The 15,183-nt window shown below is 70.3% G+C and carries 13 protein-coding genes; all 13 read right to left on the bottom strand.

Going from position 1 to position 15,183, the window contains the following annotated elements; translation table 11 throughout:
- Positions 1–31 precede the first annotated feature (31 nt).
- Complete coding sequence (locus I5071_RS34000) at positions 32–1,642, bottom strand: FHA domain-containing protein (RefSeq protein ID WP_236517450.1); 1,611 nt, start codon at positions 1,640–1,642, stop codon at positions 32–34.
- A gap of 69 nt (positions 1,643–1,711) precedes the next feature.
- A complete protein-coding gene (locus tag I5071_RS33995) occupies positions 1,712–2,899 on the bottom strand; it encodes a CpaF family protein (RefSeq protein WP_236517449.1) in 1,188 nt (395 codons plus the stop codon).
- The gene (locus I5071_RS33990) at positions 2,896–3,564 is read right to left on the bottom strand and encodes a tetratricopeptide repeat protein (RefSeq protein ID WP_236517448.1); all 669 of its coding nucleotides are present in this window, start codon (positions 3,562–3,564) and stop codon (positions 2,896–2,898) included. Before I5071_RS33990 ends, I5071_RS33995 begins: the two co-directional genes overlap by 4 nt.
- Positions 3,561–4,421, bottom strand: coding sequence for an FHA domain-containing protein (locus I5071_RS33985; protein ID WP_236517447.1), 861 nt, complete (start codon positions 4,419–4,421; stop codon positions 3,561–3,563). Before I5071_RS33985 ends, I5071_RS33990 begins: the two co-directional genes overlap by 4 nt.
- 24 nt (positions 4,422–4,445) lie before the next feature.
- Positions 4,446–5,345, bottom strand: coding sequence for a type II secretion system F family protein (locus I5071_RS33980; protein ID WP_236517446.1), 900 nt, complete (start codon positions 5,343–5,345; stop codon positions 4,446–4,448).
- A gap of 12 nt (positions 5,346–5,357) precedes the next feature.
- Positions 5,358–6,221 (bottom strand): type II secretion system F family protein, encoded by an 864-nt coding sequence (locus tag I5071_RS33975; protein ID WP_236517445.1) that lies wholly within the window; start codon positions 6,219–6,221, stop codon positions 5,358–5,360.
- 2 nt (positions 6,222–6,223) lie between these two features.
- The gene (locus I5071_RS33970) at positions 6,224–8,074 is read right to left on the bottom strand and encodes an ATPase, T2SS/T4P/T4SS family (protein ID WP_236517444.1); all 1,851 of its coding nucleotides are present in this window, start codon (positions 8,072–8,074) and stop codon (positions 6,224–6,226) included.
- A 48-nt stretch (positions 8,075–8,122) separates the two neighbouring features.
- On the bottom strand, positions 8,123–9,304 hold the full coding sequence (locus tag I5071_RS33965) for a pilus assembly protein N-terminal domain-containing protein (RefSeq protein ID WP_236517443.1): 1,182 nt from the start codon (positions 9,302–9,304) through the stop codon (positions 8,123–8,125).
- The gene (gene cpaB / locus I5071_RS33960) at positions 9,294–10,115 is read right to left on the bottom strand and encodes a Flp pilus assembly protein CpaB (RefSeq protein WP_236517442.1); all 822 of its coding nucleotides are present in this window, start codon (positions 10,113–10,115) and stop codon (positions 9,294–9,296) included. Before cpaB ends, I5071_RS33965 begins: the two co-directional genes overlap by 11 nt.
- Before the next feature lie 196 nt (positions 10,116–10,311).
- Positions 10,312–11,319 carry a hypothetical protein gene (locus I5071_RS33955; RefSeq protein ID WP_236517441.1) on the bottom strand — a complete coding sequence of 336 codons (1,008 nt, stop codon included), beginning with the start codon at positions 11,317–11,319 and terminating at the stop codon, positions 10,312–10,314.
- Between the two features lie 7 nt (positions 11,320–11,326).
- Positions 11,327–11,872: a TadE/TadG family type IV pilus assembly protein gene (locus I5071_RS33950; protein WP_236517440.1), complete on the bottom strand. Its 546-nt coding sequence runs from the start codon at positions 11,870–11,872 to the stop codon at positions 11,327–11,329.
- A gap of 49 nt (positions 11,873–11,921) precedes the next feature.
- Positions 11,922–14,156 carry a hypothetical protein gene (locus tag I5071_RS33945; RefSeq protein WP_236517439.1) on the bottom strand — a complete coding sequence of 745 codons (2,235 nt, stop codon included), beginning with the start codon at positions 14,154–14,156 and terminating at the stop codon, positions 11,922–11,924.
- 10 nt (positions 14,157–14,166) lie between these two features.
- Complete coding sequence (locus I5071_RS33940; RefSeq protein ID WP_236517438.1) at positions 14,167–15,153, bottom strand: TadE/TadG family type IV pilus assembly protein; 987 nt, start codon at positions 15,151–15,153, stop codon at positions 14,167–14,169.
- Between the last annotated feature and the right edge of the window lie 30 nt (positions 15,154–15,183).

Below are 15,183 nucleotides of genomic sequence, written 5' to 3'. Positions count from 1 at the left end.
GCTCGGCTCATGACGAGAAGGCGAGGTGCCGTCAGGGGGTCGTGCAGGGTCGACCGTCGGGACCGACTCCACCTTGGCAGCGCTGCGCGAGGCGCCGCTGGAGGATGCGCACCATCTGCGCGTACTCGGGCCGCTCGGGATGCGCCTGGGCGAGCTGCTGGTAGTGCGGCAGCGCCTCGGCGTAGTGCCCGGTGATCACCAGGTCGGCGGCGAGACGGTCGGGCGTGGGCCCGGTGGGGGCCTCGGGCGTCGCGCCGGGCTCGGGGGTCGTCGCCGGCGGGGTCGGCTCGACCGCCTGGGCCGTCGGCTGGGTCGGCGCGGTCGGCTGCGTCGGTGCAGTCGGCTGCGTCGGTGCAGTCGGCTGCGCCACCTCGGGCTGGGTCGGTGCGGTCGGCTGCGCCACCGCGGGCTGGGTCGGTGCCGTCGGCTGCGCGACCGCCGGTTGGGTCGGCGGCGTCGGCTGCGCCTGCTGAGGCGGCAGCGGAGCGGGGACCGTCTGGGCCTGCGGGTGCGGCTGGGGAGGCCGCGGCGCGGGCGCCGGCTCGGCGCTCGGGCCCATCATCATCAGGCCCACCGCCGCGAGCACCGTCAGGCCCAGCAGGGCCCAGGTGCGCATCGGGAGCGACTGCTTCCCCTTGGCCTTCGCGTCCTTCTGGCCCTGCGACTGTGCGCCGGGCGCCGCGTCGAACGAGGGCGGCGCCATGAACCCGCTCTGCGGGCCCTGCGCCCCCGGTGCCTGCTGCGGCGCGCCGAACGGCGACGGAGCCCCCGCCCCGTAGCTCGCCGGCTGCGGCGCCCCGAACCCACCGGGCTGCTGCTGCCCGTAGCCCGGCGCCTGGGCGCCCCCCGAGGTCACCCCGGGATAACCCGCCTGCACCACGACCGAGGGCCCGCTCGACTTCGAGTCCGCCGGCGTCGCCGCCATCTGGGCCGCGACCGCGAGGTGCTGCGACATCTCTTCGGCGGTGATCGTCCGCGCCATCGGCGGCGCGCCCCCGCCGCTCCCACCGAGCCGCGGCCGCATCGGCGGCGGCGCCTGGGAGGCCGGCTTCGCCTGCGCGACCGGTGCGCCCGGCATCAGCGCGCCTTCGGTCGCGATCCGGGTGCGCTCGGGATCGAGCTCGCCCCACCCGCCCCCTTCGCTGGGCGGCGGCTGGATGCGCGTCGCCTCGCCGGGAAGCGAGCTGTCGTCCCAGGCCCCCGCCGCCGGCGGGAACTCCGAGCGCGCCACCAGCGCGCCCGCCATCATCCCTTCGCCCGGCGCGAGCGTCACCCGCTTCGCCTCGCCGGGGTTGCTCGCCATCGCGACCGCCTGCGCGACCGACGTCTCGATGTGCATCGCGCCGCCGCCGAACACGACCTCGGCGCGCCCCTTCACCTGCACCCAGTCCGTGACCGGCATGCCGTTGAGCGTCACGCCGCCGACCCGCCGCGTGTCCGAGAGCCACAGCGTGTTGCCGTCCCAGAAGATCTCGAAGTGGTACGGGTGCACCGCCGGCGCCTGCAGCGGCCATCCCGCGTCCGGCGCGTTGCCGACCGTCAGGCGCGCCTGCGGCGTGGTCGCGTCGATCGACCAGTACTGCCCGCCCGACTGCCCGCGGACGAGCTGGATGCGCGCCCACGCCGCCCCGGGGGCCTGCATCGGCTGTCCGTACGATGCCGCCACCACCTACCTCTTCCCTCAGTGAACAGAGCCTCGAAGGCAGAGCCCTCAGTGACCGTGACCGCCGCCGCCGTGGCCGCCGCCGTCGTGCCCAGCATACGCCGCTTGGCCGCCGGTGCGCTGCGCCATCTCGTACATGACGTTGGGCAGACGCAGGCCGTAGCCGTGGATGTGCTCGACGCACTTCGGCATGAACCCGGTGAGCTCGAAGGTCGACACCACTTTTCCCTGCGCGTCGTCGCCGTGATAGCGACGCACGAATACGTCCTTCACGTCGTAACCCTTCTCCGGGTCGTAACCTTGGACCTCGCTGATGTGCGTGACGCAGCGCGAGCCGTCGCGGAGGCGCGAGGTCTGCACGATGATGTCGACGCCGCTCGCGATCTGCGCGCGGAGCGCGTGCAGCGGCAGCGCGATGTCGCTCATCAGGCACATGGTCTCGAGGCGGTTCAGCGTGTCGAGCGGGTACGTCGCGTGGACCGTCGCCATGCAGCCGCCGTGACCGGAGGTCATCGCCTGCACGAGATCGAGCGCCTCGCCGCTGCGGATCTCGCCGACGACGATGCGGTCGGGGCGCATGCGCAGCGTGGCCTTGAAGAGGTCGCGGATGCTCACCTGACCGCGGCCTCGCGCGTCGGGCGGGCGCGCCTCGAGCTGCACGATGTGCGGCTGCTGCGGCTGCACCTCCTGCGAGTCCTCGATGACGACGATGCGGTCGTCGTTGGGGATGAACCCGGTGAGCGCGTTGAGCAGCGACGTCTTTCCCGAGCCCGTGCCGCCCGCGACGATCGTGTTCTCCTTCACCGTGACGACCGCCTTGAGGAACTCGGCGGCCTCGGGGGTGAACGAGCCGAACCCGACCAGGCGCTCGACGGTCAGCGTCTCGCGGAAGAAGCGGCGGATCGCGACGTGCGGCCCATCGGGCGCGGCGGGCGGCAGCACCGCCTCGACGCGCGATCCGTCGGGCAGGCGCGCCTCGAGGATCGGCCGGTGCTCGTCGACGTGGCGACCGACGAACTGCGCGAGGTTGCGCAGCGCCGCGGTGAGCGCGTCGCGCGAGCTGAACTTCGCGCCGGTGAGCGTGAGCTTGCCCTTGCGCTCGACGTAGATCTGGTCGGGCCCGTTGATCATCACCTCGCTGACCGAGGGGTCGTCGAGGAAGGGCCGGATCGGCGCGAAGAAGTTGAGGATCGTCTGCTCGAAGACGTCCTTCGGGATCGTGTTGTTGCCGCTCACTGCGTGGCTCCCGAGGAAGGTTGGGCGGCCGGCGCGTCGTCCTGGTGGTGCGAGGGCATGCGCACCGGGAGCGCCGCGCCCTCGGCGCTCGGCGGCGGCGCCGACGACGCGCGGACGATCGACGCGCGCGCCTCGGGGGCGTGCTCGCCCTCGGGCGCGAGCTCGAGATAGCGCTGGAACGACGCGATCGCGGCCGCGGGGTTCGCGAGATCGTCGCGCGAGAGCACGCCGAGCATGTAGTGCGCGACCGCCTCGTCCGGGTGCTCCTCGACCACGCGCAGCAGGTGCGTGTGCGCGTTCTCGGCCTCGCCGAGGCCCATGTGGATCGTCGCGACGAGGAGCCGCAGCGACCACGCGTCGGGATGCCGCTCGAGGTACGGCTCGGCGTACCCGAGCGCCGCCGAGAGGCGCGAGCTCCGCACGCACGCCGCGAGCAGCGCCGGCATCACCACGTGCTCGTCGTGTCCGCGCTGCATCGCCGCGACGAGGTACTGCTCCGCGCGGATGTAGTCCTCGTGCTGCGCGAGGTACACGCCGCGCTCGTAGAGCTCGCCGGCCTGCACCGTCGAGAGCGGATCGGTGACCGGCGTCTCGTCGGGCTGGGTCTGCGCGCCGCCGCATCCGATCGCGGCGAGCGCGACCACGATCAGGAGGACGCGCGTCACGAGCGCGCCTGGTCCACGAGGAGCTGCAGGCGCCGCTCGTTGCGGATGAGCCACTGCACGTACGCGTGCTCGCGGTGTCGCGTCAGCGAGAGCAGGGCGCGCGTCTCGAGCAGCGCGTCGGGCCAGCGCTGCTGCTCCATCGCGCGCTCGAGGCGCAGGCGATGGGTCGTGTAGTCCTCCTCGATGCGGTGCTGCATCCAGTCGCCCTCGTGCTGCATGCGCGCCGACGCCTCGGCCTGACCGACCAGCGCGTAACACGCCTGCGAGCGGCGATAGAGCTGCACCGACTCGACTCCGTCGCTCGCGTCGAACGGATATCGCTCGCTCTTCGCGAGCGCGCCCTCGGCGTCCTCGTCCGCCATGTAGAGCGCCTGCGCGCCCGTCTGCGGGCACTGCACCGCGGCGTCGAAGATCTGGAGCTGCTCGGTCGGCGCCTGGGTCTCGATGCCGTGGCCGCCGGGATCGCTGAGCATCGTCCACGCGAGGATGCCGACGATCCCCACGCCGCCGATCAGCACGACGGGCGAGGTCTTCTGATCGCCGTCCTTCTTCTCTTTGGGCAGAGAGTCGGTGACCTTGATCTTCAGGCTGCCGATCTCGATCTCGGTGCCCCACGCGACCATGCCGTGCTGGAAGGCCTCGCCGCGGACCTTCGCCTGCACCTTCGAGCCCTGCGCGATCGCGACCCAGCATCCCTCGCCGCGCGGCGCGATCAGCAGGTGCTCGGGCTCGAGATCACGCCCGTCGGGGATCGGCACACCGGCGGTCGGCGACTTGCCGACCGTGATCTGATCGCCCTCGATGCGGTGCCGCTCGAGGCTGCCGTCTTCCCGGATGACTTCGACGTACGCTTCCATTTTCTGTTTCTCCGGAAGATCGGATCAGAACGCGTCCGTCTGCATGCCCTGGATGATGAAGGGGCCCATCAGACAGAGGATGATGCAGCCGAAGATCAGCATGAGCGGGCCCATCATGAGGATGGCAGCGCGCGCGGCAGCTTCTTCGGCCATGACGCTGCGGCGCATGCGCATCATCGTCGCCTGGATGCGCAGCACTTCCGCGAGCGGGTTGCCCTTCTCCTCGCTCTGCACGACCGCGCTCACGAAGTCGCGCACCGCCTCGGTGGGCACACGATCCGCGAAGTTCTCGAGCGCCTGACGGCGCGTGCGGCCGAGCTCGAGCTCCTGCAGCACGGTCTCCCACTGCTCGTGGAGCGCGTCTTCTCGGTTGCCGCTCTTGTCGACGATCTGGCGGATCGCACCGGGGAAATCGAGGCCCGCGCCCATGCAGAGCGAGGCGAGATCGATCGAGCCCGGGAGCGCGCGGTTGCACTCCTTGAAGCGACGATCGCGCTCGCCCGTGACCTGCAGGTACGGCATCAGCGCGCCGAGCGCGGCGAAGGGCGCGAAGAGGATCCCCGGGTATCCGCCGAGGTTCGCGAGCAGGAGCCCCATGAGCCCCATGCCGACCGCACCGAGCGCGCAGAGCGCGTAGAACTCGTTCGCGGTGAGGCCGAGCCAGTCACCCGCGTGCTTGAGCAGCTCGTCGACGCGCCGCCGCTGATCGGTCAGCGGGAAGTACGCGATCCATCCCGCGACCATGCGGATCGCGGGCTCGCTGCTCGCGAAGAGCCCGCCCGCCTCGAGCGCCTGCTGGCGCTTGCGGCCGCGCATGCCGAGCCGAGGGCTGTCCTCGGGACGATTGCGCCCGAGGGTCCACACGCCGATCACCAGGCCCGCGGCGATCAGCGCCATCGCGACGTATGCGTAGATGCGCGCCATCTTCGTCCTGCCTCAGATGTCGACCGCGAGGATCTTCCGGGCGAGGAACAGCGCCGCCACCCAGAGGATCGTCGCGACGAGGATGACCATCGAGCCGAGGAAGCCCCCGTCGAAGAGCGGGGTGAGCCAGTTGTTGTCGACCTGATGGATCGCGAAGAGGAGCACGAAGGGGATCGCCGCGAGGACGATCGCCTGCATCTTGCCCTCGGCCGTCTTGGTGCGGACCACGCCCTCGAGGCGCGCCATCTCGCGCAGCGTGGCCGCGCTCTGCTCGAGGATGTTCGGCAGATCACCGCCGGTCTGACGGCCGACGAGGATCGTCGCGAGCGAGCTCGAGATGATGCGGCTCTTGATGCGCGACGACATGTTGAGCACCGCCTGATCGAGCGGCGTGCCGAGCTTCATCTCCTTGATGACGAGATCGAGCTCTTCGCTGAACGGGGCGCGCATCAGCTTCGCGCTCGACTGGATCGCCTCGCCGAGCGAGGGCGACGCCTTGAGCGCGTTCGCGAGCATCAGCAGCCACGAGTCGAGGTTCTCCTCGAGCAGGCGCACACGCTCGGCGTGCTGGCGCTGCAGCCAGAAGATCGGCCCCGCGCTCACCGGGATGATCAGGAACACGAGCACGACGTCGTCGAGCAGCAGCGCGACGAAGGGGATCGCGAGGATGACCGCGAGCTGGATCAGCGCGATGCGCTCGCCCGTCGTCTTGAGCAGCAGGAAGCGGACTTCCTTGTCGAGCACGCGCACGTAGTCCGACCAGCGACGGCGGATCGCCGAGGTCGGATCGGTGAGCGTGATGAAGCCCGCGGCGACGATGCCGAGCACCGTCATCGCCATGCCGCCGTACCCCAGCAGCATCGTCGTCTGGGACACGTTCACAGGTAGTCTCCGTCGGCGATGAGGCCCTGCGTGATGAAGTCCTGCAGGAACGAAGGCAGGTACCCCGACGCGCGGAACTCGCCGATGACCTTGCCCGCGGGGCCGGTTCCGGTGCGGTAGAACCCGAAGATCTCGTGGGTCTCGACCTCGCCGTGCTCGTCGATGCCGACGATCTCGGTGATGCTCGTGACCTTGCGCGAGCCGTCGCTGAGGCGGCTCTGCTGGATGACGACGTGCACCGCGCTCGCGATCTGCTCGCGGATGGCGCGCGCCGGGAGATCGAGGCCGCTCATCAGCGCGAGGGTCTCGAGGCGCGCGACCGCTTCCTTCGGCGTGTTCGCGTGCGTCGTGGTCATCGAGCCCTCGTGGCCCGTGTTCATCGCCTGCAGCATGTCGAGCGCCTCGCCGCTCCGGCACTCGCCGACGATGATGCGGTCGGGGCGCATGCGGAGCGCGTTCTTCACGAGATCGCGGATCGAGTACTCGCCGCGTCCTTCCATGTTCGCCGGGCGCGTCTCGAGGCTCACGACGTGCGGCTGCTTCATCTGCAGCTCGGCCGCGTCCTCGATCGTCACGATGCGCTCGTCCTCGGGGATCGCGGCGCTGAGCACGTTGAGCAGCGTGGTCTTGCCGGAGCCGGTGCCGCCCGAGATGACGATGTTCTTGCGCGCCTTCACGCAGCGCGTGAGGAAGCGACCCATCTGATCGGTCATCGCGCCGAACTTGATGAGGTCCTTCAGCAGCAGCGGCGTCTTCGCGAACTTCCGGATCGTGATGCACGACCCCTTGATCGCGAGCGGGCGGATGACCGCGTTGACGCGCGAGCCGTCCTTCAGGCGCGCGTCGACGAGCGGCGTCGACTCGTCGATGCGTCGCCCGAGCGGCGTGACGATGCGCTCGATGACCGCGCGCACCGCTTCGTCGTCGGTGAAGCGAAGCGCGGTGAGCGAGATCTTGCCCTTGCGCTCGACGTAGATCGTCGTCGGATCGACGACCATGATCTCGCTGACCGCCTCGTCCGCGATCAATCGCTCGAGCGGTCCGAGGCCGAGCGCCTCGTCGGTGATCTCGTCGATCAGCGCGGCGGTGTCGGTCTGCTGCGGGAGATCCTTCGCGAGGTCGCCGATGATGCGGCGCAGCGCGGTGCGCACCTTCGGGCGCATCACGCGGTCGTCCATCTTGTTGCGGTCGAGCGACGCGAGATCGAGGTTCTCGAGGAGCAGCTTGTGGATGCGCTTGCGCAGCTCCACCGAGACCATCGAGGTCCCGCTCTGATCGTAGGGGCTCGCCTCGGTCTTCTTCTCCGGCGCGGCCTGCGGCGGGGGCGGCGGAGGCGGAGCCTGCGGAGGCACGTACTGCTGCGGCGGCTGCGGCGCGGCGTAGGGCTGCGGCTGCGCGTAGGCCTGCTGCGGCGCCTGCGCGGGCTGCGGCATCTGCATCGCCGGCATCGCGGCCTGCGAAGGCGGCGGATACGCCGGGGCCGCGGGCTGCTGTCCGTACGCGCCCGGCTGCGCCGGCATCCCGCGCGGCTGCTGATAGCCGGGCGAGTACGGATCGATGACGCGGATCACGTAGGGCCCGACCCGCATCGGCAGGTTGCCCGGCACCTGCACCGTCGTGCCGCGCACCCGCTGATCACCGACCATCGTGCCGTTGGCCGAGTTGTCGGTGATCAGGAACGCGCCCTGGTGCGAGGGCTGGATCATCAGGTGCCGTCGCGACACGTCGGGCGACGGCAGCACGACGTGGCAGGAGGGGTCGCGTCCGATGGACACCGGCCCGTGCACGTCGACGGTCAGCGTCTCGACCGTTCCGTCCGCGAGCTCGATTCCGAGATTCACCGGCACGAACGAACCCTCCTACCAGCGCGCTTCACGCAGCGCGCACGACGAACGTCATTCGTAGCCCGGCGGCGAGGGCTCGATCAGCTCGATGTCCCCGAGGCCCGGACCACCGATCGAACCGAAGCGCTCGTAGATGCGGAGCGCCTCCGCGATGCGATCCGACTGCGCGCGCGGCACCGCCTGCACGACCGTCGGCACGATGAAGAGCAGGTTCTCGACGTTCTCGTCGGCGCGCTGGTTGGTGCCGAAGAGGACGCCGACGATCGGGATCTGGCTGAGGCCCGGCAGACCGCCCTGCGACTCGCGGCTGGTGCGCGACACCAGGCCACCGAGCACGATCGACTGACCGAGCTCGAGGTTCACGACCGTCGCGAGCTGCGTGCGCGTGCGGCCCGGGACGCCCGACGTGCCCGCCTCGGTGAGGTCCGAGACGTCCGCCTGGATCGCGACCTCGATGCGGCGCGTCTCGGGATCGTAGCGAGGCGTGACCTCGATGTTGCTCCCGAACTCGATGCGCTGGATCTGCCCGCCGAAGCCACCGCTGACGACGATGTTCACCTCGCCGCCGCTGTTGATCTCGGCTTCCTGACCGTTCGCCGTGACCAGCATCGCCTGGCGCAGCAGGCGCGCCCAGCCGCTCGCCTGCGCGAGGTCGAGGCGCGGCAGCGCCTGGTTCGTCAGGGTCAGCGTCGCGCTCTGCAGCGAGGGCACCGTCAGGTCGAGCGAGCCCTGGATGCGCGCGACGCCCGCGCCGCCGATCGATCCCGGGAACGCGAGACCGAGCTGGTGGCTGTACGACTGCTGCAGCTGCACGAAGTACAGGTCGAGCCGGATGTTCTCGCGCGCGGGCACGCCGCCCGTCGCGGTCACCGACTGCTCGGGATCGAGCACCGTGATCGCGTAGCGGACCTGACGACCGTCGGCGTAGATGAGCAGCAGCGAGGTGACGCCGGGCTGGAGCGCGACGATGACGAACTGCGCGCCGTCGCGCGGCAGACGCACGTCGACGATGCCCGGACGACCCTCCGAGTAGCTCGCCACGCCCGTCGCCGGGATCGTCACCTGCTCGCCCACTTGAAGCTCGAGCCGCTCCGTTTCTGGACGCGCCTGTGCGAGCGCGACCGAGGGCGACACGATCTGCGGCGCGGCCAGGGCCGCGCACGCGAGGAACGAGACAATCGAGATCGAGAGCCGCGCGCTCCGCGAGCGCGAGTGATGCTGCTTAGCGTCCACGTCCACCTTCGATGCGAATGGGAACCGGGGCCGTATCCGTGGCCGGCGCTTCGGGCGTGCGCGGACGGCTGCGCTGCACGCGCTCGCGACGAGCCGGCTCGATGATGTCGGCCGTCGACGTCTCGGGGAGGTTCTCGAGGACCTCGATGTCGTCGGGGTTGCGCAGCACGAGCGTGAGCCGCCCGCGCTCCGACGAGAACGCGAGGAGCTGCGACTGCTCGATACTCGCGCTGAGAGTGACCTGGTTGATCGTCTGCGGGCGACGCGTGGTCTGCCCGGGGCGCTGCATCGCGCCGGTGTCCTGGCCCGCCGCGAGCACCAGCAGGTTCTGCAGCAGCGGCACGGTCACGGGATCCTGGGTCGCGCGCTCGAGCGTGAGCAGCACGTCGACGCGATCACCGGGGCGCACGAGACCACCGAACGACGTCGACGCGTCCGCGCGGATCGTGATCGCGCGCTGACCGCTGCGCACCAGGCTCGACAGATCGCGGCTCTGATCGCTGGTCGTCGCGAGGTCGCTCCACAGCAGCGACTCGCCGGCGCGCACGCCGCTCGTGACGCGCACGCCGATGATGCGCTGCGCGTCCTCGCGCGGGATGTGCCGTCCTTCGACGTACGACTGCGGGAGATCGCGATAGCCGAGCATCGCTTCGGTCACCGCCGTCCCGAGAGGGATGTCCTGCGTCGCGATGATCACCCGCACCGGCGCACCGCCCGAGGCCTCGTCCTCGAAGCGCTGCATGTACAGGAAGAGCATCACGATCCCGGCGGCCGCGACTCCGATTGCGGCGAGGAGTGCCTTGGCATTCATCAGGTGGGGTCCTCGGGTTCCTCGTTCTGCTCGGAGGCACGGTGCGCGGAAGCACCGTGCTCGGAGGCACGCGGGCAGGGGCGGGGCCCCTCCGGAGGAGTGAGACTAGCGGATCCCGGACCTTGGGTGGAAGCCCCGAGTGGACCGCCGCACCTGCCCGCAACCACGCGAGATTCTTCGATGGCGTGACGGAGCGTCAGCGCGCGGTCAGGACGGTGACGACCGCTTGACCGCTCGGCTCGTCGTCCGTGAAGACGACCATCACCTGGCGATCGCCCTGCTCCGCGTGCAGCGCGCGCCCCTGCTCGAGCACCTCGCGATCGTGCTGCGACCAGTGACGGGTGAATCGATCCCGCTGCGCGGCGGAGGGCTCGACCAGGCTCCAGCCGGCGTCGGGCAGCTCGCCGCGATACCAGCGCTGGAGCTCCTCGGCGCTGCGCGTCGTCGACGTGTACATCGAGAGCGAGTGGGGATCGCCCTCCTCCCACGCGCTCATCAGACGGCGCGTGTTCGCGGGCCGCGGAAGGCCCTCGGCGTCGGCGCCCGGCGCGTCGCCGGCGGCGGGGAACATCTCGTAGACGTTCAGCTCCTCGTCGGTGTGGAACACGAGGAAGTGCGTGCCGCCGTCGTCGGTGCGGCGCGCGTAGACGTAACGAAGGCCGCCCATCCGCGCGAGGTTGCCGCTGTCCGCGAACGACTGCAGGCGCGCGAGCAGACCCTCGACGCCCTCGCGCTCCTCGCCCACGTCGAAGCACGCGACGTAGCCGCTGCGCTCGGTGGAATCGCGCAGCGTGCCGTCGAGCATCGAGGTGTCGGGCACCGGCATCTGCCGCGCCTCGTAGAGCTCGTGCACGCGCTCGACGAGACGACCGTCGCGCGACGTGCAGCGCGCCTCGAAGAAGTCGAGCACGTCCTCCACCGAGTGGTTCGCGGTGTGGCCCGATCCGAAGAGGAGGCGCTGACCGTTCACGTGCAGCGTGCGCGGCGAGTCCTGCGCGTCGGCCTCGGCGTACGTCATCATCTGCGAGCCGACGCCGAGCATGATCTCGTTGGTCTCGGCGCGGACCTGACGCGCGACGATCACCATCGCCACCGCGTAGACGACGAGCAGGAACGCGAAGAGGCGCGCGAGGTTCGGGAGGATCGCGCGCAGCCGGCCCCAGACCGATCCGCGCTCCGACTTGCCTTGCCGCCTTTGGGTCATGACGCCGTCATCCGCAGAAGAAGGGCGCGATCGCGCACACCATGTCGAGCGCCATCTCGCCCACGGTGGTCGGGCGCTCGTTGCACATGATCGCAAAGGCGCCGCGCGTGTGGACCGTGGTCGCGCCGAGCACCTGCGGGCGATTGACGTCCTCGTTGTGCCGCGCGACGCGCAGCTCGCCGAAGAGCTCGTCGATGATGCCGTTGAGCACGTCGCCGATGATCGGGATGTCGAGCGGCAGCTCGTCCATGCTCGACTCGAGCTCGCCCGCTCCCTCGCCACCGTCGACCGCGACCGGATCGCCGGGCTCGTCCTGACACTGCGGAGGCAGCGTCTCGCAGCCCGTCTGCGCGAACGACCAACCGCAGTCGCGCGCCTGCATGCCCGCGTCGATCTTGTGCTTGTAGACGTCGACCGCGAAGAGCAGCAGCCCCCACACGATGATGAAGAACGGGATCATGATCACCGCCTCGATGCTCGCGGTGCCCTCGTCGTTCGCGAGGAAACGGCGCAGGAAGCCGGGCCGGCGCGACCCTTCGATCGCTCCTCCCACGACTCCGCGATGGCGCTGTTTCTCTCTCACGTACCGACTCCCGTGCTCGTCAGTGGACGATGATGTTGCTGACTGCGTCGCTCAGGAAGCTGCCGATTCCACCGCCGGTGTCGCAGCTGCCACCGCCGCCATCCGACGCCGCGCCGTCGCACGCCGCATCGGGCGTGTCCGCGCTGTCACCGCCGGCGCTGCCGCCGCCCGCACACGCGTCCTCGCCGCCGACGCGGAATCGCCGCATGCGCGCGGTCCAGAACATGTGCCACATCCACTCCTGGCGCTGCGTCGTGTCCTCTCCGTCGATCTCGCCGCGGTGCCAGAACATGTACTCGGCCTGCGCGAACGAGAGACGGCCGGCGACGTTCATGATGCTCGAGTAGGTGCCGCCACCTTCCTGGCCCCACGCCGCGAGGCGAACGCCCGCATCGGCGCGCTGCGACTGGCTCACGTCGCCGAGCACGAACGTGCGGAGCTGGAAGCGCTCTTCACCGAGCTGCGCGCAGTCCTCGAGCTTCTTCGGGCACATGTCGCAGTTGCTCGAGTCGGGCGCGGTCGCGCCGTCCTCGAAGAGCTGATCGTCGACCGGCAGCTCCTCTTCGCGCGTCTGCGCGCACGAGAGCACGGCGGTGACCGCGGTGAACTCGATCGTGCGGGTGTACGTCGCGGGCAGCGAGGCCGGGCGATTGTCGGTGCAGTCCTCGTAGAAGCCGGTCGGCATCATGCCGCCGCCGCCCTCGCGCGAGTTGCTGCAGCCGTCGAACGCGCCGGGCGCGTCGGTGCCCGGGCAGTCGCAGCCGCGGGTCGTGATCTCCTCCGCGCACACGAACGGGCCGCTGCCCTGGAAGTCCTCGAAGTCGCCGCTGTCGCAGGGCAGCTCGTCCTCGTCGCTGCCGATCGCGCGCGAGTCGCTCCCGGTCATCACGCCGGGCAGCGTGCAGTTGTTCGTGCACGCGATGCAGGTCGCGCCGCACGCGCAGCCCGTCGAGCAGCACGAGCCCGACGACGAGCGACCGCCCGCACAGCCCGAATCGTTGGGACCGTTGTCGATGATCGTCGGCGCGGAGAGCGAATAGTCCCAGTGACCGGTCTCGAGATCACCGACCCAGATCCAGCGCTCGGTGCGCGAGTATCGAGTCGTCTCCCAGACGAAGTTCTCCTTGTCGTCGCCAGGGCGGCAGTCACCGCGGCCGGCCGCGACGCGCTGGTTGTACGCAGTCGCGTCACCCGCGCTGCACGACTCGGGCGGATTGTCGGTGCGCGCGCAGCGCTCGCCCGCTTCGTACCAGGCCTGGTAGCGATCACACGACGCACGATCCGCGGTGTCGTCGGTGCGCGAGCGCGCGCACTCTGCAGAGTCGCCGTCGGGATTGTCGGGCAGGAGCGTGGTCACGTCGTAGGTGACCGAGGGCGGCTCCCCACCATCCCCCGAGCCGCTACCGCCGCAGAACCACGACGAGAACGTCGCCGCGAGCCCACCGAGCGCGTCGCTGATCGCGTCGGTGATGGCGTCCGGGAGGAAGAAGAACGGCAGCATCGCGATGTCGCCGGCAGTCTGACCAGCGCGACGGCAGAGCTCCTCGAAGCTGTCATCGACGACCGGCAGCGGCCGATAGAGCGGCCACGCGAATCCGACCTGGGTCGTCGGCGCGTACACGTCCGCTGCGAGCTGCACGACTCTCGCCTGGGCGACGACCGGGACCACTCTCGCGATCACCGTCTGGGTCGTGTCGCAGACGCGCAGTGCGGTGAAGATGGGCTCTTTGAGCGTGTTGTAGAGATTCGAGGTGGTCTGTTGGATCGTCTGCAGCGGCGGGACGAGCGCGAGAATGCCGCTCGCAGTTCCGAAGCTGAGTGCGGCAATCGCATAACAAGCGAAGATGCCGATCCAGGCGAGCGTCTCGACCAACTTCAGGGCGACGAGGATCGCGAGCAGCGCCGCCATGATGATGTTGATCAGGACGATGTAATTCATCCCTCGGGCGTGGAGCACCGCGCTCGCGAACGCGGCACTGTCCGAGGCGTCCTGCATCCGCTCGCGATAGACGATCGCGTCGCCGACGCCGCAGACGTAATAGACCATCCCGACGAGCATCATCGCCATGAAGATGCCCATCACCATCATCGCGCCCGACTGATCCCCGCCGAGCTCGCGGAGCGAGCGCGGGCGCCAGACGTCGCGGATCGCGACCGGCAGCGCGGGGCCGTGCACGGGACCGAGCGAATCGAGCGCGTCGCCGGCGCCCGACGATCGCTCGTCTCGGAGCAGGCGTCGGAGAAGCGCGATCATCGTCAGCCCCTCACTCGCTCTGGTACTGATAATTCGCGTACTGGATCGGGAGCTGCGCCTCGGCCGTCATCACCTTCACGCGCATCGACATGCCGAGGAGCGATGCACCGATGCCGAGCGCACCGACGCCCTGTCGCGCGTTGTCGCCGAGATCGGACCACGGGATCTCGTCGCGCGACTCGCGGGCGAGCTCGAGCTCACGCTGGCGCGAGATCGCCTGGAGGCGCTCGAGGCTCGGCGTGCCGCCCGTCACGACGCGCGCGAGCGCGGCGCCGTCTGCGCCGAAGAGCAGCGCGAGCGGGTCGTTGCACATGAGGCGGTTCGCGAGCGGAACGCCGCAGTGGAAGAGGTACGTGACGCGCACGCGCGCCGGCGTCGGCACCGCGTCGTCCTCGTGGAGCGGCGCGGCGTCGAAGCTGCGCTGATCGGTGCGCGACGCGGGCCCGTCGACGAGGCGCACGGCGAGCGCGCCGGTGTTGTTCCACACGAGGCCCGAGAGCAGACGGCTCGGCGGCATCCCGAGAGGATCACGATTGTTGCCGATCGCCGCCATCACCGACTCGGGGCGAACGATCGCCGAAGGAGGCGGCGCGATCGCGAAGAGCGGGATCGACGCGGCGCTGTGGATCGCGGAGAGGCGCGCGCTGTCGCCGGTGTCGGCTGCGTCGCCGCCCGCGCCACCCATGCCGCCGGTGTCGCCACCGCCGACGCCGCTCGATCCGAGGAAGTCGATCAGCCCTTCGCCGGCGTTGGGCCCACTGCCGCTTCCGCCGCCGATCTGCATGCGGCCTTCGCCGCCGTAGTACTGGGGATCGTCGTCGAGCACGACGATCGCGGCGCGCGCCGCCGCCGACGCCGCGCGTTGCACCGCGAGACCGCCGACGAACATCAGGCCCATCTGGACCATCCCCAAGAACATCAGGAAGACGGGGATGAACGAGATCAGGAATTCGACGTAGGCAGCGCCTCTCGTGTCTCGAGCGAGCTTGCCGACCATACGGATCCCGCCTCTCTCGTGTGGGTCCAC

Origin of the sequence: Sandaracinus amylolyticus, from assembly GCF_021631985.1 — a bacterium.
Classification (GTDB): Bacteria; Myxococcota_A; Polyangia; order Polyangiales; family Sandaracinaceae; genus Sandaracinus; species Sandaracinus amylolyticus_A.
The sequence above is the reverse complement of the archived record's forward strand: the minus strand, read 5'-3'. Positions and strand labels throughout refer to the sequence as shown.